Source organism: Megamonas rupellensis DSM 19944, from assembly GCF_000378365.1.
Taxonomy (GTDB): Bacteria; Bacillota; Negativicutes; order Selenomonadales; family Selenomonadaceae; genus Megamonas; species Megamonas funiformis.
The window spans coordinates 49759-71713 of the sequence record NZ_KB899576.1 but is presented as its reverse complement, the minus strand read 5'-3'; the positions used below and the strand labels follow the sequence as shown (position 1 = coordinate 71713).

The following is a 21955-nucleotide window of genomic DNA, read 5'->3' as shown; positions in this document are numbered from 1 at the left end:
TTTTTATTATAAAATAATATGGTATTACTATAATTAGCAATACCATATTATTAGTTTATAAATCATTAATTTATAAAAATACAATATTAAGTTTCGGTATTATCAACAATGATATCGTTATCAGAAGATTCGACTTCATCATTGATTTTTAAATAAATGGGCGAAAATATACTTGTCTGATATACAGTTATTCTCTTTATTTTAATTAATTCTAACATAGCTAAAAAAGTAGTGATTAATTCAGATTTAGAAATCTTATGCTCACTATATTGAAATACAGTGTTAAAACAAATATTTCCGCCATGTTGTTTAAGCAAAGCCAATAAAGAGATGATTTTATCTTCAATAGTATATTTTTCTCGAGCAACATTGGCTACAAGAGGTTCGTTTTCAATTTGGCTTTCTAGCACATTTTGAAAAGCTTGCCACAAAAGTTTTACATCAAGCCCTTTAGGTGGCAAATGTTTTGTCGGTAGATTAGAAGCTTCACGAAAAAATCTTTTGCCAGCTTCGTCTGCCATTTCACCTAAAATACTGCTGACTTCTTTATAACGACGATATTCTAATAATCGTTCGACTAATTCTTTTCGTGGGTCAACTTCATCAGTATCATCTTCATTTACTTCTTCTACATTGGTATCAGGTAATAAAATTTTGGATTTGATTTGTAATAATGTAGCTGCCATGACTAAAAACTCACTAGCTACTTCAATATTAAACTCTTTAAATTTAGCAAGATAATCCATATATTGTTCCGTCAATAGAGCAATAGGAATATCATAAATATCAATACAATTTTTTTCAATTAAATGCAATAATAAATCTAATGGCCCTTCAAAGGATTCTAAATGTACCTTATATTGTTCTTGTTGCATAAAAAACTCATTAAATAATAATAGAGATAATAAGATTTAAAATGCTTATAATAAAGTTACTGATAGGATGAATGATAAAACCCAATATTCCAGTAAAAACAAGAGCAATTAGAATAAAAAAGCTATAACGATTGACTACAGAAGATTGATATTTATAAGCTAATCTACCTGGTAATAGAGAAGATAAGATTTTAGAACCATCAAGTGGTGGAATAGGTACTAAATTAAAAATAGCAAAATTTACATTATAAATAATGATTAATTGTAATACCATAACAAGCCAATGAGGTGCAAAACTATATTTAAAACAAAGAGCAAAAAATATTGAAGCTACAAAAGCTGTGATTAAATTAGCTAATGGTCCTGCTAAGGAAACCTGCATTTCACCTTTACGCCAATCATCAAAATTATTTAAATTAATTGGTACAGGCTTTGCCCAACCTATTTGAGCAAAAAATAACATAATCAATCCAATAGGGTCAATATGAGCTACAGGATTTAAAGTTAATCTGCCATTCATACGAGGAGTGAAATCTCCTAAATTATCAGCAACCTTAGCATGGGCATATTCATGAACAGTCAATGCAATCAACAAACCTGGGATTGCATAAATCATATCTGGACCAAAACCAAACATTAAATACCTCCTAAATTTTTAAATAACAAATATAAATAGATTATTGTTTGCACAATTTTTCTGCCATTAAAATAGCAACAACAGATTTAGCATCAAAGATTTCACCTTTATTAACTAAATCAACAGCTTCACTTAGTGACATTTCTACTAGATTTATAAATTCATCATCATCAGTATGTTGTTTACCTTTTACTAAATCTTGTGCTAAATAAATATAAATCCATTCATTAGAGAAACCAACAGTAGTAGCTAATTTATGAATTTGTGTGTATTTATTAGCAGTATAACCTGTTTCTTCAGATAATTCACGTTTAGCACAAATTAATGGGTCTTCATCCACACTATCTAATTTACCAGCAGGAATTTCTAAAGTTACTTTGCCAATAGGATAACGATATTGACGCACTAAAATAATATTACCATTTGGCAATACAGGAATGACAGCAGAAGCACCTTGATGTTTTATCCATTCACGAACAGCTTTATTACCATTTGGTAATTTTACATAATCACGCTTTACATGAAGTAATACCCCATCAAAAATATCTTCGGAAGAAACTTTTTCTTCAATTAAATCTTCATACATGAAAATCCCTCTCTTTATATTATAATATTGATAACAATTATAAATTTTATATTCATAATTATATCATCTATAAAAACAATAAGCTATGAGAAAAATAATATACAAAAGTCTATTATAAATAGATTTTTTATGGCTGTAATTTTTAATTATTTTTATCAACCCGCCAATAAGTTAACAACTTTACAAAAATAATATATCTTATATAAAGTTTTTAGTAATAATAAAATTAATTAAATTTATTATAAGATAATTGACAAAGATTATCACTAATGATAACATAAAACACAAGTAATAAAATATAGATAGAATAGGTGTCTATATAGACTTAATAGGGAATTCGGTATAAGCCGGAGCGGTCCCGCCACTGTAAAGACGAGCGATTTCACAATTATGTCACTGAGAATAAATTATCTTCTTGGGAAGGCGTGAATAGTTATGACTCTAAGCCAGGAGAACTGCCTATTTAATAATCACCGTTATTACCTGCGAGCGATGGGAAGGCGATTTATACAGATATAAATGTTGTATAATACTGCCTAATTCTATAAGAATTAGGCTTTTTTCTCATATTTATAATTGTATGTTTCTCTTAAAAGTCTGCTAGCAAAGGCAGACTTTTTTTGTTTGCCTTAACGGAAGAAAGGAGAGGAGTTTTTTAATCTATAATAATGAAAAAAATAAGGAGGTTGTTTTAATTTGAAACGATTAATAAATCGTTTAATTCAATTAGTAATTACTTTAATTGGAGTCAGCTTTTTAACATTTTGTTTAACTTATTTATCACCTGGTGATCCAGCCACTATGCTCTTAGAAGCATCAGATACTATTGTTTCTCAAGAAGTAATTGAGCAAACTCGTGAAGAAATGGGACTTAACGATCCATTTCTTGTACAATATGGTAATTGGCTTTTAGGTGTAGTGCAAGGCGATATGGGAATTTCTTATTCAGCTAAAAAACCTGTTATGGAGAAATTAATGGAAGGCTTTGCAGGGACTGTTTTATTAGCTTTGACTACAATTATTTTAATTATAATTATTTCCATTCCTTTGGGAATTTTTTCTGCTACACATCGCAATAAAATTCCAGATTTTTTAGTGAGAATTTTTTCTTTTATAGGTGTGTCTATGCCGAGTTTTTGGGTGGGATTGATTTTATTATATATCTTTGGCTTAAAACTAGGTTTAGTTCCCATTGCTACAGCAAAGGTCAGTTTTTCAGGTTTGATATTGCCCGCACTTACTTTGGCTATATATCAATCAGCAAAATATACTAGGCAAGTGCGTACTGTCATTTTAGATGAATTACATCAAGATTATGTAATTGGTGCTAGAGCTAGAGGATTGTCTGAAAAAGCTATTTTATGGAAACATATTTTACCTAACGCCATTTTACCTTTAATAACTTTACTAGGTATGTCTATCGGTTGGTTATTAGGTGGCGTTGCTGTTATTGAGACTGTTTTTTCCTGGCCAGGTATAGGTAAAATGGCAGTTCAAGCAATTACTATGCGTGATTATCCATTAATTGAAGGAATTGTTTTATGGATTGCCACAGCATATACAGTAATTAATTTTTTAGTGGATTTATCTTATAGTTATCTCGATCCAAGAATAAAAAAGGAGAATTAATGCAATATGATTTTTAATTTTATAAAACAAAATAAATTATTCTCCATATATTCTTTTTCAGTCATTTTAATAATCTGCATTGCTGTATTAGCACCAGTTTTAGTGCCACATGATCCTTATGAAGCCAATATGTTGAAAGCATTGCAAACGCCAAATAATGAATATTTTTTAGGTACAGATAAATTAGGCAGAGATATTTTTTCACGCATAATCTATGGTATGCAAATATCGTTATTTATGACAATTTGCATTGTGATTTTGACGGCAACTATAGGTTCAATCATAGGTATAATTGCTGGTTATTTTGGCGGTAAAATAGAACTTATTTTAATGCGTTTGGCAGATATTATGCTTTCTTTTCCAGGAATTATTCTAGCTATCGCTATAGCTGGCATCATGGGTGGAAGTATTATAAATACGATTTTCGCCTTAGTCGTTGTGAGTTGGGCAAAATATGCTCGCTTAGTACGAAGTTTAGTTATTAAATTAAAAAATAATGATTTTATCATAGCTAGTAAAACTAGTGGAGCAACTACATTTACAATTATTTATCATCATTTACTACCTAATATTTTACCGTTGATAGTGATTACAGGAGCTATGGATATTGGCACTATGATGATGGAAATAGCGGGTCTATCTTTTTTAGGTTTTGGTGCTCAACCACCTACACCAGAATGGGGATTAATGCTCAATGAAGGTCGTCAATATATTCAAACTGCTCCATGGCTGATGATTTATCCAGGGTTAGCTATTTTTATAGTAGTAGCTATATTTAATCTTTGGGGAGATAGTTTACGTGATATTTTAGACCCTAGACAGGATTGATAGATTTTATTGATAAGAAAAGAGGCTGAATATGAAAAGTTTTAGAATGAAAAAATTATGGAAGGCTATTAGTTTAAGTCTATGTGGTATATTGACAGCAGGTATAATAGCTGGTTGTGGCTCTGAAAATACAGTAGATAAAACTACTTTGAAATTTGGAGTTACAAATTTTGCAGATACTTTAGAGCCGACACAAAATTATTTTGGCTGGGTTGTGATGCGTTATGCTATTGGTGAATGTTTAGCAAAATTTGATGAAAAAATGAATGTTCAGCCATGGCTTGCGGAAAGTTGGTTTATTAGCGATGATCATTTAACATGGACTTTTAAAATTCGTGATAATGTGAAATTTTCTAATGGCAATCTAGTAACAGCTGAAGCTGTAAAAAAATCTATTGAACGTGCTTTTACTAAAAATACTCGAGCAAAAACTTTCTTTGAATACACAGAAATGAAGGCTGATGGTCAAAATTTAATAATCACAACAAGCAAACCTCAACCTAATATGCCTGGATTTTTGGCTGACCCATTATTTATTATTGTAGATGTTAGTGCAGAGGAACAAGGTAGAGATTTTGCCAAAGAAGGTCCAATTTGTACTGGTCCATATAAAGTGGAATCTTTTGTAAAAGAAAAGGCTGTAATGGTGAGAAATGAATATTATTGGGACGGCGAAGTTCCTTTTGAACGTGTAGAAATACCATCTATTGATGATCCTAATACTCGTGCTATGGCACTTCAATCTGGTGAAGTTAATTTTGCTGTAAATATTGCCCCTGGTGATATAGATTTATTTAGAAATAATGATAAATTCTATATCGATGAAATTTCTTCATTACGTACAGTACTTGCCCGTATCAATCAAAAAGGTATTTTAGGTGACCCAAAAGTCCGTGCTGCCTTGATTTCTGCTTGTGATCGAGAAAATTATAATAATGTATTATTGAAAGGTACATTTATTCCAGGTAAAGCGCCAATACCGCCATCTATGGATTATGGCTTTGATGAGTTGACAGACCCAAATGCATATAATCCAGAAAGAGCTAAGCAATTATTAGCCGAAGCTGGTTGGAATGATAGTAATGGAGATGGTATTTTAGATAAAGATGGCAAGGACTTACGTCTTGATTTTGTCGTGTATAATAGCCGTGCAGAGCTTCCTTTATACGCTGAAGCTGTACAAGCTGATGCTAAAAAAGTAGGAATTAAGATAAATATAAAAAGTGTAGATTATAACCTTATTGATAAAATGGGTATTGATGGCGATTATGATTTACTCATTTCTAATATTACAACTGCTAATACTGGAGATCCTGAAATTTATTTAAGTTGGTATTGGAAAACTAATGTAAATGGAGATAATCCACAAAATGGTTCTGGATATAGTAATCGTGAATATGATGAGATTTTAAATCAATTATCTGTCGAATTTGATAAAGAAAAACGTCGTCAATTAATTATTGAAGCGCAACAAATTTTGTTAGATGACGGTGCTGCATTATTCTTAGGTTATCCACAGACTAATATTATCAGCACCAAAGGCTTAGAGGGTGTAGTTATGTATCCATCGGATTATTATTGGCTTACTAATAAAATAAAACCAGCTAAAGCATAAAAGGGGTAAATTAATGTTACTTGATGTATCTAATTTAACTATTCAATATAGCAAAAATATAGAAGCTACAGTTAAAAATATTAATTTTTCTTTGGAGAGAGGAGAAATTTTGACCATAGTTGGTGAATCTGGCTGTGGTAAAACTACAGTGATTAGAGCCATATTAGGTTGTTTACCTAATAGCGGAAAGATTATAAATGGAAAAATTCTTTTTGAAAATCAAGATTTATTGAAATACAACCATAAAGATTGGCTATCTTTAAGAGGAAAACATATTGCTATGATTTTCCAAGATAGTGGTAATATGTTAAATCCTATCCAAACTATTGGTAAACAATTTATAGAATATCTACAAATTCACGATGATCTTACTAAAAAAGAAGCATATTCTTTTGCTGTAGAAATGCTTACTCGTATGAATTTAGCTAATCCTGAAAATATCATGAAATCATATCCATTTGAATTATCTGGCGGTATGCGTCAGCGTGTTGGTATCGCTATGGCAATAAGTTTTAAACCATCTTTATTATTAGCAGATGAGCCTACTTCTGCCCTTGATGTTACTACGCAAGCACAAATAGTTAAAGAATTGATAGAAATTCCTCGCAGTTGTGGTACAGCAATGATTGTAGTAACTCATAATATTGGTGTGGCGGCATATATGTCAGATAAAATTATGGTAATGAAACAAGGTAAAATCATCGAATATGGCAAAGCTAAAGATATAATAAATTCACCTCAAGAAGAATATACTAAAAGCCTACTTATTGCAGTTCCTCAAATAGGAGGAAAGCGCTATGTCTAAAGTTATTATGCAGGTAAAAAATATAACTAAGAAATTTTCAGCTAATAATAGATTTTTAACAGCTTGTGATAATATCCATCTCAATATTAATGCTGGAGAAACAGTGGGCATCGTTGGTGAATCTGGTTGTGGTAAATCGACTTTAGCTAAAATGATTATGAATATATATAAGCCAACATCAGGTGAGATAATCTATCATAATCAAGATATCACTAAATTAAAGGGAGAAGATTTACGTCAAAATTACCGCCATATACAGATGGTTTTTCAAGACCCTATATCAGCTTTTAATCCTAAAATGAAAATTGGTAATATCATCTGTGAGCCATTATTGAATTTTAAATCAATAAAGAAATCACAAATGAAAGAGAAAGCCAAAGAATTATTGCGATTAGTAGAATTACCTGAAGACTTTATAGATAGATATCCACATAATCTTAGTGGCGGTCAACGTCAACGCGTAGCTATCGCTCGAGCTTTAGCCCTAGAGCCTGAAATTATTGTCTGTGATGAAGCCACTTCTGCTCTTGATGTATCTGTTCAAGCTAAAATTATTGAATTATTAGTAAAATTACAGCGAGAAAAAAATATCACCTATATTTTTATTTGTCATGATTTAGCTTTGGTTAGTCTATTTAGTCATCGTATAGCTGTAATGTATCTAGGCAATATCGTTGAAAAAATTGATGGAGATAAATTAATCAAAGCAAAGCATCCATATACTAAGGCTTTATTAAAAGCAGTTTTTTCTTTAAATAATGAACAAAATAAAAATATAGAAACTCTTTCTGGTGATATCCCAAGTCCTTTAGATCTACCTAAAGGTTGTCCATTTCAAAATCGTTGTAAATACTGCAAAGATATTTGTAAACAGGAAAAGCCCAAATTAAAAGAGATATCAGTTAATCATCATGTTGCTTGTCATTTATTTTAAATAAAATAATATAAAAATTTTAATAGATGGGAGATTTTATGCTATCACAATTAACTTATAAAGAATATCTAAAAGTAACTATTCCCTTTATGTTATCCACAGCTACACAGCCTCTATTAGGAGCTGTAAATACTGCTGTTATGGGACATATGTCAGAAGCTTTTTATATAGCTGCTGTTTCTTTGGGAGTGATTTTATTTAACAATATATATTGGCTATTTGGATTTTTGAGAGTGTCTACTACAAGTTTTTCCGCTCAAGCTTTAGGCAGTGAATCCGCCAAAGATAAATTTTTAGCTTTAGCTAGACCACTACTTATAGCTATAGTAATAAGTTTAATATTTTTAATCATTTATCCGTGGATTTTCAAATATTATGCGTTGCTCATGAAGCCTGAAAGCCAAGTTGTTGAATTGATGAAAAATTATTGTGATATCATTATATGGGGAGCACCATTTGTTTTAATCAATTATGTAACGCTAGGCTGGCTCATGGGACAGATGATAATTCGCTATACTATGTTTATGCAAATATCCATGAATGTATTGAATATCATCTTATCTATCGTATTTGTATTTATCATGGATATGAATATTCAAGGTGTAGCCTATGCTTCTTTGATTGCTCAAATATATGGTTGTATTGTAGGGTTTATTGCTATTTATAAACGAGGAAATTTAACTATTCGCAATGAATACATTCAAAGTTTAAAAACTTTACAGCCTTTTTTAGCCATGATGAAGGTAAATGTGGATTTAATGTTTCGCACTGTTTGTCTATTGACGATAAATAATTTATTTGCCATAGCTGGGGCAAGCATGGGAACTGTTATACTAGCAAGTAATGCTATTATCTTGGAAATCATTTTTATTGTGGTTTACTTTATTGATGGTATGGCAAATGGTGTGAGCGTATTTTCAGGAAAAGCAAAGGGATATAAGGATATAAATTTATTAAATTCAGTATTAAAGATAAGCTTAAGATGTTTAGCTGTATTTATAATTTTTATTTCAGTGATTATGTATATCACTAAATCATATTTTATAAATATGATGACTGATTTGGCAGTTGTGGCTAATTATGCTAACGATTATAGTATCTATCTGATTTTGCAGCCAATATGTGCCTGTGTGGGACTACTTTTATACGGTATGTATACAGGTATTGGCAATACAGCTTCTATCAGAAATATGATGTTTGTCGCTGTGATATTTTTCTATATCTGCCAAAAAATATTGATGTCTTATTTAGGTAATGATGGTATATGGCTGACATATAATTTAACGTATTTATTAGAGTCAATCATTCTCATTTTGTATTTACCGTCATTAAAAAAATATTTTAATTAAAGAAAACCTACTATAGATTACTTTTAAATAAGTTAATTTATAGTAGGTTTATTTTTATAATACGTTATATTGTTTTAAAGCATAGGCTACGCCATCGTTATCTACATCTAAAGTGATAAAATCTGCTATCTGTTTTAAATTATCATTAGCATTTCCCATAGCTATGCCATATTTTACAGCTTCAAGCATTTCCACATCGTTTCCGCCATCACCAAAAGCCATAGCTTCATTAATATCTATGCCGTAGTGAGCTAAAACTTTTTTGATTCCTGTGCCTTTACCACCATTTTTAGGAATAATATCTGTAAAATAAGGACACCAACGAACAGCTTTGCAATTTGGTAAATATGGTAAGACTTCTTGTTCTTCATCTTCATTTAGGAAAATATTCAATTGATATGTTTTATGATTATATACACGACTTACGTCATCAAATGCTCTATCAGGTGCAGTATCTCCTAAAGTTTCTTTTAATTTTGCTAAGCGGTCATTATAGAGATTAAAATAAAAATAATCTATTTCCATAAAACCACAAGCGATATCTTTATTTTTGATGTAATTTGTAAATTGGATTAAATCTTCACGATTTAAATATTCTTCGTGTAAGATTTTTCCTGTACTATCATAACAATATTGACCATTAAAAGTAATATAACCAGTGAATAAATCGCCAAATTCATCAATTAAAAATTTCAAGTCATATGGCGGACGACCAGTTGCGATAAATAATTTTATTCCTTTAGCTTTTAATGTATGTAAAGCTTGTATCGTAGATTCAGGAATTTTATGTGTTTTAAAACTAACTAAGGTACCATCAATGTCAAAGAAAATAGCTTTTATCATCATATCACCGTACTTTCATTAAAATCATAAAATATAAATCAATTATAACAAATTTTAAGCTAGTACGTATATTGTTTTTATGCTATATTATAAACAATAATTATTGACTAGATAAATATAGAAAGAGATGTGAATGATTTTCATGAATGCAACTTTAAAAAATATTACGGCTATGCTTATTTTTGGTAGTATCGGTTTATTTGTGCGCAATATCGAACTTGCAAGTTCGCAAATAGCCCTAGTGCGTGGTTTTGTAGGTGCTTTTATTTTATTTATCGCTATGATATATTTGCATAAAAAAATAAATCGAAATGCTTTGATAAAAAATTTACGCTATTTATTAATAGCTGGTGTAGCTATAGGTTTTAACTGGATTTTTTTATTTCAAGCATATAATTATACAACGATAGCTACAGCGACACTTACATATTATTTAGCACCTACTTTTGTGGTATTGTTATCTCCATTTATATTAAAAGAAAGTTTATCTCTATTTAAAATCATCTGTGTAATTTTATCTTTATTAGGTATGGCATTAGTCGCTGGTATATTCAATGACAACCAATCTGGTGTGAATGATTTTATCGGTGTACTCTATGGAATATCTGCTGCACTATTTTATGCGATTGTAGTCTTAGCAAATAAATTTTTCAAAGATATTTCTGCCATTGATAGCAGTATTGCTCAATTATTATTAGCTTCAATAATTTTATTGCCTTATGTAATCTATCAGGGAAATTCATGGAGCATGAGTGGTTTTTCATTATTATCTTTGGCTATATTAGGTATTATACATACAGGTATAGCATATCTATTATATTTTTCTTCATTACAAGAATTACCAGCACAAAAAGTTGCTATTTTTAGCTATTTAGACCCAGTAACTGCGATTATTTTATCCACAGTTCTTTTAGCTGAGCCGATGAGTATTTCTCAATGGATTGGAGCGATTTTGATATTAGGTTCTTTACTTGTCAGTGAGTTGTTCAAGAAAAATAATTAAACTTATTGACAAATGATAATTTATAAATTATATTGTATATATAAATTAATAACAGGGAGCTAGTAAACTGGCTGAGAGGAAGTTGTGAACTTCGACCTATAACCTGATTTGGATAATGCCAACGTAGGATAATAATTATGATGTATTTGCAATTAGAAGAGATGGCATTTTGTCATCTCTTTTTTATTTTAACACACATCTATATATTAATTTTTAAAATCACATAGAGTTGACCATGTGATTGAACAGGAGTTCATGAAGGGGTGCACCACCGCGGGTGTATCTTTTTGTGGACTCCTTTTTTAATAAAATTTCTCAAAAGATAAAAAATAAGGAGGTCTTATTTTGATAATAGTTAATGGACAAAATCAAGAAATATCTTTGCCTATGGATTTAGTTACTTATTTGCAAGAAAATAATTATCCTTTAGATAAGATAGCTATAGAGTTAAATGGTCAAATAGTCCCAAAAGCAAAATATGCACAAACTATTTTAAATCCTAATGATAAATTAGAAATCGTAACTTTTGTTGGTGGTGGCTGATTATGGCAGATATTTTGGCAAAAGAATTAATTTATCAAACTTTAAATGACCGCCATGGCATAGTCAATCAAGAAAAATTAAACAATGCTAAAGTTGCTATAGCCGGTCTTGGTGGTTTAGGCTCTAATATCGCTGTGGCACTAGCTAGAATAGGTGTAGGTCATTTACATTTAATTGATTTTGACAAAGTAGATATCAGCAATCTCAATAGACAACATTATTTCATCTCACATCTAAATAAATATAAAACGCAAGCTTTAGCTGAGCAATTACAAATGATAAATCCTTATTTAAATATCGTTACTGATTGTATAAAGGTAACAGAAGATAATATTTTTTCATTGTTTAAAGATGAAGATATCATCTGTGAAGCTTTTGACGTTCCTGAAAATAAGGCGATGTTAGTAAATAAGGTATTAGAACTTTTCCCCGAAAAATATATCATTTCAGGAAGTGGTATGGCGGGTTTTGGTCATAGCAATGAAATTCATACTCGTAAGGTAATGGGTAAATTTTATATCTGTGGTGATGAAAAAACTGCATTATCCAATGAAAATAGTTTAATGGCTCCTAGAGTAGCTATTTGTGCTGGTCATCAAGCAAATTTAATCACTCAATTGATTTTAGAAAATAATTTATAAAGAAGGTATCATATTATGTGGCAATTAGGAAAACATCAATTCAATTCAAGATTTATTTTAGGTTCTGGTAAATATTCTTTAGAATTAATCCAAGCAGCAATAAATGAAGCAAAAGCTGAAATTGTAACTTTAGCACTTCGCCGTGTAAATAATGGCGGTATGGCTAATATTTTAGATTACATTCCTAAAGATATAGCACTTCTTCCTAATACTTCTGGAGCTAGAAATGCCGATGAAGCAATTCGCATAGCTCGTTTATCTAAAGAACTTTGTGGCAGTGATTTAGTAAAAATTGAAATTATACGTGATAGTAAATATCTTTTACCTGATAATTATGAAACTATCAAAGCTACTGAAGTTTTAGCTAAAGAAGGCTTTACTGTTATGCCTTATATGTATCCAGATTTAAATGTAGCTAGAGATTTAGTAAATGCTGGTGCTAGTTGTGTAATGCCTCTTGGTGCTCCCATCGGCTCTAATAAAGGTTTATGTACAAAAGAATTTATTCAAATTCTCATAGATGAAATCGATTTACCAATTATTGTAGATGCTGGTATTGGTAGACCTTCTCAAGCTTGTGAAGCTATGGAAATGGGTGCTACTGCTATTATGGCTAATACTGCTATAGCAACAGCAGGTGATGTCATTCGCATGGCAAAAGCTTTTAATTATGCTATTGAAGCAGGACGCCTTGCTTATGAAGCAAAATTAGGTCGTGTAAAAGCACAAGGAGCAAGTGCATCTTCTCCATTGACAGGATTTTTACAAGATTAATTATTAATTTAATCAGTAATAATTGTGAGGTAAGATGAATGAATAAAGATAATCATATTAATGAAAGTATTATTAATGATGAAGTAAGAGCTGAATTAAAAAAAGAACGTATTGATCATATGGCATATTTACCAGATATGGAAGTTATACCTAGCGATATTTTAGATAAGGTTATCGCTGATATGGATAGTTATGACTATGATAAATATACAGCTCAAGATGTACAAACTGCACTTAGTCATGATCATATTACACCAGAAGATTTTAGAGCTTTATTATCTCCAGCAGCACTTCCTTTTCTTGAACAGATAGCACAAAAAGCACAGAAAACTACTAAGAGATTTTTTGGCAATTCTATCTATATGTTCACACCAATATATATTGCTAATTACTGTGAAAATTATTGTATCTATTGTGGTTTTAATTGTCATAATAAAATTAAACGTGCTAAATTGAATTATGATGAAATCGATAAAGAAATGCAGGAAATTGCTAAATCTGGATTGCAGGAAATCTTGATTTTAACAGGTGAAAGTCGCAAGCAATCCAGCATAGAATATATAGGTGAAGCTTGTAAAATAGCTAAAAAATATTTCCGTGTTATTGGACTTGAAATCTATCCATTGAATACAGATGAATATGCTTACCTACAAAAATGCGGTGCGGATTATGTAACTGTATTCCAAGAAACATATAATAGCGATAAATATGAAACACTTCATTTAGCTGGACATAAACGTATTTTCCCTTATCGTTTCTATGCTCAAGAAAGAGCAATTCGTGGCGGTATGAGAGGCGTTGGTTTTGCTGCACTTTTAGGCTTAGATGATTTTAGAAAAGACGCTTTGGCTACAGGTATGCATGCATATTATTTACAACAAAAATATCCACATGCAGAAATAGCATTTTCTTGTCCACGCCTTCGTCCAATTATCAATAATGATAAAATCAATCCTAAAGATGTACATGAAGCCCAGCTTTTACAAGTTGTATGTGCTTATCGTTTATTTATGCCATCTGCTAGTATTACTATATCTACTAGAGAATGTGCTAGAGTTCGTGATAATCTTGTAAATATCGCTACTACAAAAATTTCCGCTGGTGTAAGTACCGCCATCGGTGAACATAGTCAAGAAAGCGAAGATAAAGGTGATGCTCAATTTGAAATTGCCGATACTCGTTCTGTAGACGAAGTATATCATGATTTAATTCATAACGGTTTACAGCCAGTTATGGCAGATTATTTATACGTATAGAATATTTTATGAATTAGACACTAGACAAAACTATATTTCTAAAGTACACTTTAATCAAAGTAAATATTTCTCTTTAATAAAATTTAGGAGGATTTGATTCGTATGCTAATATTAAAAAAGCTATCTTTGCTAGTACTTTTAATATGTTGTTTATGTTTAGTGCCAACTCCTGCTAAAGCAGCGCCTACAGATACTAGTAATTTGGCAATCAGTACGATTACTGGCTTTTTAAATCCCGAAAATGCTGCTATAAGGGATGATTTACTAGAATTATTGAAGGATTCACAGCATAGACAAGAGTTGATTGATTATATTGAAGCTACTAGACCTGTAATTGAAAAATATAAAGGCTATTTTGATACAGCTTCTAATGTAGCTATATGGTCAGAAGAAAATATACCTATTATCGGTCATTTAATAGGTAATGTAGCTATCAGTGTTACTAATTATTTTTATCAACAAGAATTGCAAGAATTAGCGACTACAGAGGTAGCACAAAAATTTGCTGAGCTTCGTCAATCAGGTATAAATATCGAGATAGATATTTTTCAGAGAGCATTATCTAATTATGTTTTAAATGATGGTATAGATTTATCTTTGATTATGAATTTACAAGAAATTATCAATGAAAGATTAGAAGTTCATAATTTTTTAAAGTCTATAATTGAAAGTTCAGATTTAGAATATAATATCATTGATGATGGTAATATCATTCCTAAATTAGATACTAGAATTAATTTTAATAAATAAAAAAATCCTATCTTTAAGTGATTTCTTAGAGATAGGATTTTTTTGTTAAATCAATTTTTCAAAACGATATTTTTGGGAAACATCAGGGTATTTTTGGCGGTCAACTTCACTCATAAACATATCTAAAGGTCTAATATAATCTTTAAAATCACCATATAAAGCTTTATAAACTACGAATTGTTCATGAGTTTCTGTATGTGTAGCTACGGTAATAATCAAATATTTTTTATCTTCACCTTTGAAGTGAACCCATATTTCCCCTGATTTAGGTAAAGCTCTCATTATATTGTGTTCTCCTTTTTAATTTTTAATTATCAAATGAAATTACTAGCCATATGGCGGAGATGATATAAATCTGCATATAGATTTTCACCAGGACAAGCAGTGGCATTAAAATCACGATGACCAAATACTGTATTTTCATTTGGACTTAAACTATACATTTGGCATAATAAACCAATCAATTTACTTGCAGAAGCAATTTGCATATCTGTAGGCATTTCATCATTAAAATTACCAGATAAACAAATACCAATACTACTATTATTATGTTGATAAGTATGTGCGCCAATATCTTCTAACGGTCTGCCAGTTTCAATTAAACCACTTTTACGAATAAACATATGATAACCTATACCAGACCAACCATTTTGCAGATGAATGCGATGGATATCTGCAGCTGTGATATCGTCGTTTCCGCCAATAGCAGAATGATGAACTATGATTTGTGATGTTCTAGGTCTAGTAGATAAAGAAGTAAAATTGAAATAATTTTCAACAATTGGTAAATCAGAAGCATATAATGTATAATCAGCTGCTTTAGCTATATTATTATTAATATTTGCTATAGAATTTAAAAAAGTGGAAATATTTGCTCCTGCAAGTAATGCTCCACCTAATTTTAATCCTTTAATTATAAAATCACGTCTATTCATATAATTTGTCCTTCCCTAAGTAGTGTATCTATAGTATAGCATCTTGAGTTAACTATAAGTCTAGTAGAAAATTTCTCTAATATAATATATTAATTGTATTGAAATGTATTTTCAAGTGTTTTAGAGAATATTTCTCAATTAATTGCAAAAAATAAAACTAAAAAGTATCTTATTTACTACACTTTGAAATTTGTAGTTGCTTATGATACAATAAAAATTAGTTTTTATAAAGCCTTGAAATATAAGGATTTATTTCTAATTTGGACTCATTTATAATTGATTATTTTTATGTTAAATTTTTAGGAGGAATTTTTTAATGGCACACCGTAAGACTAAACAACATACTGTAAATGTTGTAAAAGCTCAATTTTGTGCACCAGAAAACATATCATATTTGGATTTATTTGAAGGATTTAATGAATTATATACTATAAATATAGCTACTAATATAGATTTTTTAGCTAATCTTTTAGAATTATTCACTAAAGTAGAGATTATTTTTGGCAACCTTGCACTTGTACCATCTACTTTAGAAAATACATTTGCTATGCAAAGAAATACTTTGCAAGAATTATATAAAACAGAACATTATACTAATTTTAAAGAAAAATATGCTCAAGGTAATTTAAATATATATTTGGCAGATGCGCCATTATATCCTGAAAAATTATTTTGCTTGAAAAATACGCAGACAGGAGCAACTAGAGTAATTTTAGGTAGTAATAATCTTGACCAATTACCAGCTAATAGTGACCGCAATCAAGCTTTAGTTTATTTTGATGATGAAAATGCTTTCAATTATTATATGAACATATATAATGATTTTAAACAGAATAATAGCGAAATAGTAAATGAAAATGCATGGGAAATAACATATGAAGATACTCAAATGATCGAAAATTTACCTATTTTGCATAAAGCTAAACAAGATAGCGAACATATCTATCCAGCAGTTAGTAAGACAACTATCGTAAAAACAGCAGAATATATCTCCGATATTGAGCGTTTAGCGAAAGATTTTGTAGATATTCCTAAGGCAGACCGCAAAGGACAGGCTAAAATCACAAATGATAAGATAGATACTATTAAACGTAAAACATTAGAAAATATTCAAGTTCGCCGTGCTAAATTTGAAAAATTTATGCCACAATTAGTTATTGAACCAGAACGCAATCGTGCTTTTTATAATGAACGCGAATTTAATTTCCGCCCTTATCGTGGCGATGTAAAACGTGATGCTGAAACTTATTTACAATATATGGAAGGATTTAATACAGCTGTACCAGCTAAAAATATTGAACCATTAAAATTTGAGTATTTCAAATTGATGTCATGGTGCTTTTTATCTCCATTTTTAGCACGTGTACGTACTACAATTAGAGAAGCTACTGTAACTGATGAAGTATTTACATATCCGATAGTAGCTTTACTATGTGGTCAGTCAAATGCAGGAAAAACAATCTATGCTTCTTTATTAATGAAAATGATGACTGATTCTGCTTTATATAAAGCTTTTGGTCAAAATAACTTCACGAAGACACGTATTGATTCACTTCTTTGTGATATAAAAGGTTTACCTATATTAATTGATGATATCACTCAAACTCAATTTACTAATAACAGTGGAAATATCATTAAACAAGAAGAACGCATCATTCGCGAAACTAAACCAGAAAATTTAAATTATTATTCAGCTATTTTACTCACAGCTAATAAAGATTTAAATAGCTTAAAAAATGAGCTTACTAAACGTATGGTCGTTTTCCATGTAAACGCTAGTTGGAACAACGAATTTACACGTCAACAAAAGAGCCCATGCTCTGAATTAATTCAAAAAATGAGAAATAATTTCTATAGCGAATATCTAGCAAAAATCATTCCTCATATTAATTTATATTTAAGTCAAATTAATGATTTAGGTTCTAGTAGTATAGATTTATATAATATAAGCTCTGAAGTAATAATATCTATCTTTAAAGAATGTGGCTTAGATATTCCAAGCTATATGAGACCTCTAACCATGAAAGATTATTTTGATAGTAGAGCTGTAAATGAAATCATGATAAAATTCTTCCAAAGACAGTATCGTCTAAATCGTGATTTCTTTGAAATTAACAAGAAAAATAATCAATTAATCTTTGAAGATAAAAGCTTATCTTCTGTAGGTAAGATGACTCCTATGCGCATTGCTGAATCACTTCCACCTGAATTGGAAGCAGATGTAGTCGGCGATAAAGTGATTATGCGATTGGATAGTGCAACTAAATTCTTTAGTACAGAATTCAAAGAACAAGGTCTTTTAAATAAATTGTTTGGCAGATAAATTAATAATAAATAAAAAAAGCACACATTTATTTGTGTGCCTTTTTTTTATCTTCAGTAGTTATGTTTTCATTTAAATTAATGCCAGTAGTATAACGCTTATCCATTTTATTATAGATGTGAGCATATTTACTAGTTATATTGACATTGCTATGACGTAAAACTTGTTTTACTATTTGTAAATCTTTTGTATCTTTATAAAGTAAAGTGCCACATGTATGGCGGAGCATATGACAACTTATACCTTCTTTTTTTAATCCTGCTTTAGTCAGCCATTTATCCACATTATAGCGAATACCTCGTCTATCCATTCTTTTTCCTTTTACTTGATTAGTCAAAGTTGTAAATACTGGCTCTCCAAATTCATCAATAAAAGCAAAATCAAATGGTCGTATTTTTAAATATGCTTGTAATAAAATTAAAACATCATCACGAGGATAAATAAAATCATTATGCCCTTTACCATGAATATATATTGTCTTCATCTCCCAATTTATATCATTAACAGACATGCGATGAACTTCCACTGTTCTCAATCCTTCTAATGCCATAAGCATAATGATGATTTTATCTCTCAAATATTCAATATGTTTTTCATCGTAATCAGGTATAATATTTAATAAATCTCGTAGTTGTTCTAATGTAAGAAATTTCATGGGAGAGATTTCACTTGCTTCATGTATTTTCACACCTACATCTTTAGCAGGACTATTTTCTATTAATTTTAATTTTACAGCAATATTATAGAATTGTTTTATCGCATTTAGCTTTACCTTAATACTACCTTTTTTCATATTCATTTTTATTAAAAAATCTCGATAGTACATAAATTGATATTCTGTTATCTTTAATGGATGCACTTTATTTGTCAAACACCATTTTATATAACTATCAATAGCAGAACAATAACTTCTTAAAGTGTCTTCTGATGGTTCACCTTGAGAAAGATATCTTTTCAATAAAGTTTTATAATTCAATAATAAAGTATTTTCATTTATCTCTTCTTGTCGTAAATAATCTTTTACTAAAAAATCATTATCATCTATTTTTATTAAATTTGCCAAAAATCTCACTCCTGTTTAAATATAAGATAAAGTTATTTATTATATATTAATTCACCTATTTAATATAAATAATAATAAATATTGATTTAAAATTATTTTTATTACATATAAATTATTATTTTTATACAGCTATCTATTTTATATTAATAATTTATTAATTTTAAGTATTCATAAAAATTATTTATTATAATTATAGCTGTTTTAAGCGTTTTATTTTTCGTTTTAATATAAATATATGCAAAAGAAAATAAAACCTCTTAAAATCGATTTTAAATAAAATTCTTACATATAATGAATTTGTTTTTTCAAAAATAAGTTTTTCCTTTAAATTAACTTCCTATTTTTTATGAAATAGGAAGTTAATTTAATTATATCATCAATTTATATGATTAGTAAATAATAACCAATAAAATCCATCAATAATATATTTAATTTTCTGTATATTTTACTTTTAGTTTATTAATAATAATTATTTAATTAATATATTTATCTAAAATATAAAAATAATATTTAAATAATAGTTATTAAAATTTAATTATTATCGATTTTGAATATATAATAAATTTATGTATTATATAGGATATACCTATATAAAAATAGAGGTAATATTTTATATAATAAACAAATATGATAAAATATTTACGAGGTGATTATTATGGCAAAACGCCCTAAAATAAAAATAACATTAATCGATAGAAAAGGACCTTGCGGTTGTCATCGCGGTCATAAGATAGGTGATAGTTTTGATTTTGATACACAACGTGGTGAATTATGCCCTATGGCGATGCATGTAGCATTTCCTTATATTGATATATTGAGATATGGTGGTTCTATACCTAATCAACCAGAAGGCACAGCTATATTTTGTTGCCCAGACATAGATACCATAAACGTCTTTAGAATAGAGAAGGAAGATATTTAATTTATAAAAAAATGAAATCAAAATACTAATAATTCAAAAAAACATAAATTCAATATTATTATAATGAAAGGATATTTAAAAATTAATAAAAAAACCTTCTCTAATTTTGAGAAGGTTTTTTATACTATTTACAGACTATCAATAAATCTGCTATTATAATAATGTTTTTATTATTTCGCAGGAGCGTGAAAACTTATGAATAAACCTGAAAACTATTATGATAAATGCCAAATATTTACTCCTGCAGAAAATGTTATTGAACTATTAGATGCTGCAGGCTATAAAGAAAATCTATTTGAAAAAAAGGTATTAGAGAATGCTTGTGGTGATGGAAATATCTTAAAAGAAGTTGTAAGAAGATATATCCAAGATGCACTTAATCAAAATAAAACTCTATCAGAAATTCAATTAGGATTAGAAACTAATATTTATGGATTTGAAATAGATTCTAAACATCATCAAAAATGTATTAAAAATTTAGATGATATTGCTAATACATATAATATAAAAGATGTTCATTGGAAAATTTTCCAAAAAGATTTTCTTAAAACAAAGCTGACAAACAAATTTGATTTTGTCGTTGGTAATCCACCATATATTGTTTATAAAGAATTATCTATTGATGATCGCCAATATCTAAAAAAACATTTTGAAAGCTGTAATAAAGGTAAATTTGATTATTGTTATGCGTTTATAGAAGCTAGCTTGAATGCTTTGCATAAAAATGGTATTCTAGCTTATTTAATTCCTAGTAGTATATTTAAAAATGTATTTGCCAAAAACCTTAGACAAATACTCTTAAAACATATAACAACTATTCTAGATTATACTACTAAAAAATTATTTGAAAATGCTCTTATTGCTGCTGCTATTTTAGTATGTAAAAAAGATAGTAATTCTTCTAATTTAACATATAAAGATATCGAAAATAAAAAAACAATCAAAATAAAAAAAGAACTATTATCTGATAAATGGATATTCTCAAATGAAACGTTAATTAATAATAAAAAGCGTTTTGGAGATTATTTTAAAGCTTCTATAACTGTTGCCACATTATTAAATGAAGTTTTCATTTTAAAAGATTATAATTATAAGGATAATTATATTTTTGTTGATGGATATAAAATAGAAAAAGATTTAATCCGTGAAGCTTGTAGTCCTCGTGGTCTAAATTCAAATCGTAAAGAATTAATTATTTTTCCATATCAATATATAAATGATAAATTAATCAAATATACAGAAGATGATTTTGAAAAACTATATCCAGAAGCTACTAAATATTTTAAACATAATATTGAACGATTAAATAAACGAAAAATCGATTCTAATGTCAAATATTTTGAATATGGTCGAACACAAGCTTTATCTCATTTAAATCAAGAAAAGCTATTAACTTCTATCGTAGTAACTAATGAGGTTAAAGTATATGAATTATTAACAAAAGACATTCCTTATTCTGGTATATTTATAATTCCAATAAAAGATAAACCTTTATCAGAAGCAAAAAAATTATTGGAAAGTGATGCTTTCCTTAAGTATGTACAACAAATTGGAATTAATGCTAATGGTAAATCTATTAGAATAACCGCCAAAGATGTTAACAATTTTTATTTTTAAAATAAAAAGGAACAGTGTTTTAACTGT

Annotated in this window: 22 protein-coding genes and 2 riboswitches; of the genes, 15 read left to right on the top strand and 7 right to left on the bottom strand. The window is 29.1% G+C overall.

Annotation, left to right across the window (positions count from 1 at the left end):
* Nucleotides 1-86: 86 nt before the first annotated feature.
* The 3 genes from F553_RS0105805 to F553_RS0105795 are packed head-to-tail and all read right to left on the bottom strand — an operon-like array spanning nt 87 to nt 2098.
* Entirely contained in the window at nt 87-875 is a 789-nt protein-coding gene (locus tag F553_RS0105805; RefSeq protein WP_018999363.1) for a segregation and condensation protein A, read from the bottom strand.
* 10 nt (nt 876-885) lie between these two features.
* Nucleotides 886-1512, bottom strand: a complete 627-nt coding sequence (locus tag F553_RS0105800; protein WP_018999362.1) for a site-2 protease family protein — start codon at nt 1510-1512, stop codon at nt 886-888.
* Between the two features lie 40 nt (nt 1513-1552).
* Nucleotides 1553-2098, bottom strand: a complete 546-nt coding sequence (locus tag F553_RS0105795; protein ID WP_018999361.1) for an NUDIX domain-containing protein — start codon at nt 2096-2098, stop codon at nt 1553-1555.
* Nucleotides 2099-2390: 292 nt separating this feature from the next.
* Nucleotides 2391-2575: riboswitch (cobalamin riboswitch) on the top strand.
* A 219-nt stretch (nt 2576-2794) separates the two neighbouring features.
* Here F553_RS0105795 and nikB point away from each other — a divergent pair.
* Genes nikB through F553_RS0105765 form a run of 6 tightly spaced genes read left to right on the top strand, consistent with a single transcriptional unit; the run spans nt 2795 to nt 9258 of the window.
* Nucleotides 2795-3727 carry a nickel ABC transporter permease gene (gene nikB, locus F553_RS0105790; protein WP_018999360.1) on the top strand — a complete coding sequence of 311 codons (933 nt, stop codon included), beginning with the start codon at nt 2795-2797 and terminating at the stop codon, nt 3725-3727.
* Nucleotides 3728-3733: 6 nt separating this feature from the next.
* Nucleotides 3734-4555, top strand: a complete 822-nt coding sequence (gene nikC, locus F553_RS0105785; RefSeq protein ID WP_018999359.1) for a nickel transporter permease — start codon at nt 3734-3736, stop codon at nt 4553-4555.
* A gap of 46 nt (nt 4556-4601) precedes the next feature.
* A complete protein-coding gene (locus F553_RS0105780; RefSeq protein ID WP_026296944.1) occupies nt 4602-6170 on the top strand; it encodes an ABC transporter substrate-binding protein in 1569 nt (522 codons plus the stop codon).
* 13 nt (nt 6171-6183) lie between these two features.
* On the top strand, nt 6184-6975 hold the full coding sequence (locus F553_RS0105775) for an ABC transporter ATP-binding protein (protein ID WP_018999357.1): 792 nt from the start codon (nt 6184-6186) through the stop codon (nt 6973-6975).
* Nucleotides 6968-7909, top strand: coding sequence for an ABC transporter ATP-binding protein (locus F553_RS0105770; RefSeq protein ID WP_018999356.1), 942 nt, complete (start codon nt 6968-6970; stop codon nt 7907-7909). The genes F553_RS0105775 and F553_RS0105770 overlap by 8 nt, the downstream gene beginning before the upstream one ends.
* Before the next feature lie 38 nt (nt 7910-7947).
* Nucleotides 7948-9258 carry an MATE family efflux transporter gene (locus F553_RS0105765; RefSeq protein ID WP_018999355.1) on the top strand — a complete coding sequence of 437 codons (1311 nt, stop codon included), beginning with the start codon at nt 7948-7950 and terminating at the stop codon, nt 9256-9258.
* A 54-nt stretch (nt 9259-9312) separates the two neighbouring features.
* Here the strand turns inward: F553_RS0105765 and F553_RS0105760 are convergent, their stop codons facing one another.
* Complete coding sequence (locus tag F553_RS0105760) at nt 9313-10104, bottom strand: Cof-type HAD-IIB family hydrolase (protein WP_018999354.1); 792 nt, start codon at nt 10102-10104, stop codon at nt 9313-9315.
* A gap of 130 nt (nt 10105-10234) precedes the next feature.
* On the opposite strand from F553_RS0105760, the gene F553_RS0105755 reads away from it, so the two are divergent.
* The 6 genes from F553_RS0105755 to F553_RS0105730 all read left to right on the top strand — a co-directional run bounded on the left by F553_RS0105755 (nt 10235) and on the right by F553_RS0105730 (nt 15068).
* Nucleotides 10235-11104, top strand: a complete 870-nt coding sequence (locus F553_RS0105755) for a DMT family transporter (protein ID WP_018999353.1) — start codon at nt 10235-10237, stop codon at nt 11102-11104.
* 42 nt (nt 11105-11146) lie between these two features.
* A riboswitch (TPP riboswitch) is annotated at nt 11147-11250 on the top strand.
* Nucleotides 11251-11449: 199 nt separating this feature from the next.
* Nucleotides 11450-11647, top strand: a complete 198-nt coding sequence (gene thiS, locus F553_RS0105750; RefSeq protein WP_018999352.1) for a sulfur carrier protein ThiS — start codon at nt 11450-11452, stop codon at nt 11645-11647.
* 2 nt (nt 11648-11649) lie between these two features.
* On the top strand, nt 11650-12288 hold the full coding sequence (thiF, locus tag F553_RS0105745; protein WP_015562199.1) for a sulfur carrier protein ThiS adenylyltransferase ThiF: 639 nt from the start codon (nt 11650-11652) through the stop codon (nt 12286-12288).
* Nucleotides 12289-12303: 15 nt separating this feature from the next.
* Nucleotides 12304-13062 carry a thiazole synthase gene (locus F553_RS0105740; RefSeq protein ID WP_018999351.1) on the top strand — a complete coding sequence of 253 codons (759 nt, stop codon included), beginning with the start codon at nt 12304-12306 and terminating at the stop codon, nt 13060-13062.
* Between the two features lie 38 nt (nt 13063-13100).
* Nucleotides 13101-14318 (top strand): 2-iminoacetate synthase ThiH, encoded by a 1218-nt coding sequence (gene thiH, locus F553_RS0105735; RefSeq protein ID WP_018999350.1) that lies wholly within the window; start codon nt 13101-13103, stop codon nt 14316-14318.
* Nucleotides 14319-14420: 102 nt separating this feature from the next.
* Nucleotides 14421-15068 carry a hypothetical protein gene (locus F553_RS0105730; RefSeq protein ID WP_008537883.1) on the top strand — a complete coding sequence of 216 codons (648 nt, stop codon included), beginning with the start codon at nt 14421-14423 and terminating at the stop codon, nt 15066-15068.
* A gap of 45 nt (nt 15069-15113) precedes the next feature.
* On the opposite strand, the gene F553_RS0105725 is transcribed toward F553_RS0105730, so the two are convergent.
* Nucleotides 15114-15350 (bottom strand): DUF1653 domain-containing protein, encoded by a 237-nt coding sequence (locus tag F553_RS0105725; protein ID WP_018999349.1) that lies wholly within the window; start codon nt 15348-15350, stop codon nt 15114-15116.
* A 32-nt stretch (nt 15351-15382) separates the two neighbouring features.
* Entirely contained in the window at nt 15383-16003 is a 621-nt protein-coding gene (locus F553_RS0105720; protein ID WP_018999348.1) for an N-acetylmuramoyl-L-alanine amidase, read from the bottom strand.
* A gap of 316 nt (nt 16004-16319) precedes the next feature.
* Between F553_RS0105720 and F553_RS0105715 the strand changes: the two genes are divergently transcribed.
* A complete protein-coding gene (locus F553_RS0105715; RefSeq protein WP_018999347.1) occupies nt 16320-18326 on the top strand; it encodes a phospholipase D family protein in 2007 nt (668 codons plus the stop codon).
* Between the two features lie 28 nt (nt 18327-18354).
* On the opposite strand, the gene F553_RS0105710 is transcribed toward F553_RS0105715, so the two are convergent.
* Nucleotides 18355-19398 (bottom strand): tyrosine-type recombinase/integrase, encoded by a 1044-nt coding sequence (locus F553_RS0105710; RefSeq protein WP_244263935.1) that lies wholly within the window; start codon nt 19396-19398, stop codon nt 18355-18357.
* A 646-nt stretch (nt 19399-20044) separates the two neighbouring features.
* Here F553_RS0105710 and F553_RS0105705 point away from each other — a divergent pair.
* Nucleotides 20045-20311 carry a TIGR04076 family protein gene (locus tag F553_RS0105705; protein ID WP_018999345.1) on the top strand — a complete coding sequence of 89 codons (267 nt, stop codon included), beginning with the start codon at nt 20045-20047 and terminating at the stop codon, nt 20309-20311.
* A 195-nt stretch (nt 20312-20506) separates the two neighbouring features.
* The gene (locus tag F553_RS0105700) at nt 20507-21928 is read left to right on the top strand and encodes an Eco57I restriction-modification methylase domain-containing protein (RefSeq protein ID WP_018999344.1); all 1422 of its coding nucleotides are present in this window, start codon (nt 20507-20509) and stop codon (nt 21926-21928) included.
* Nucleotides 21929-21955 lie beyond the last annotated feature (27 nt).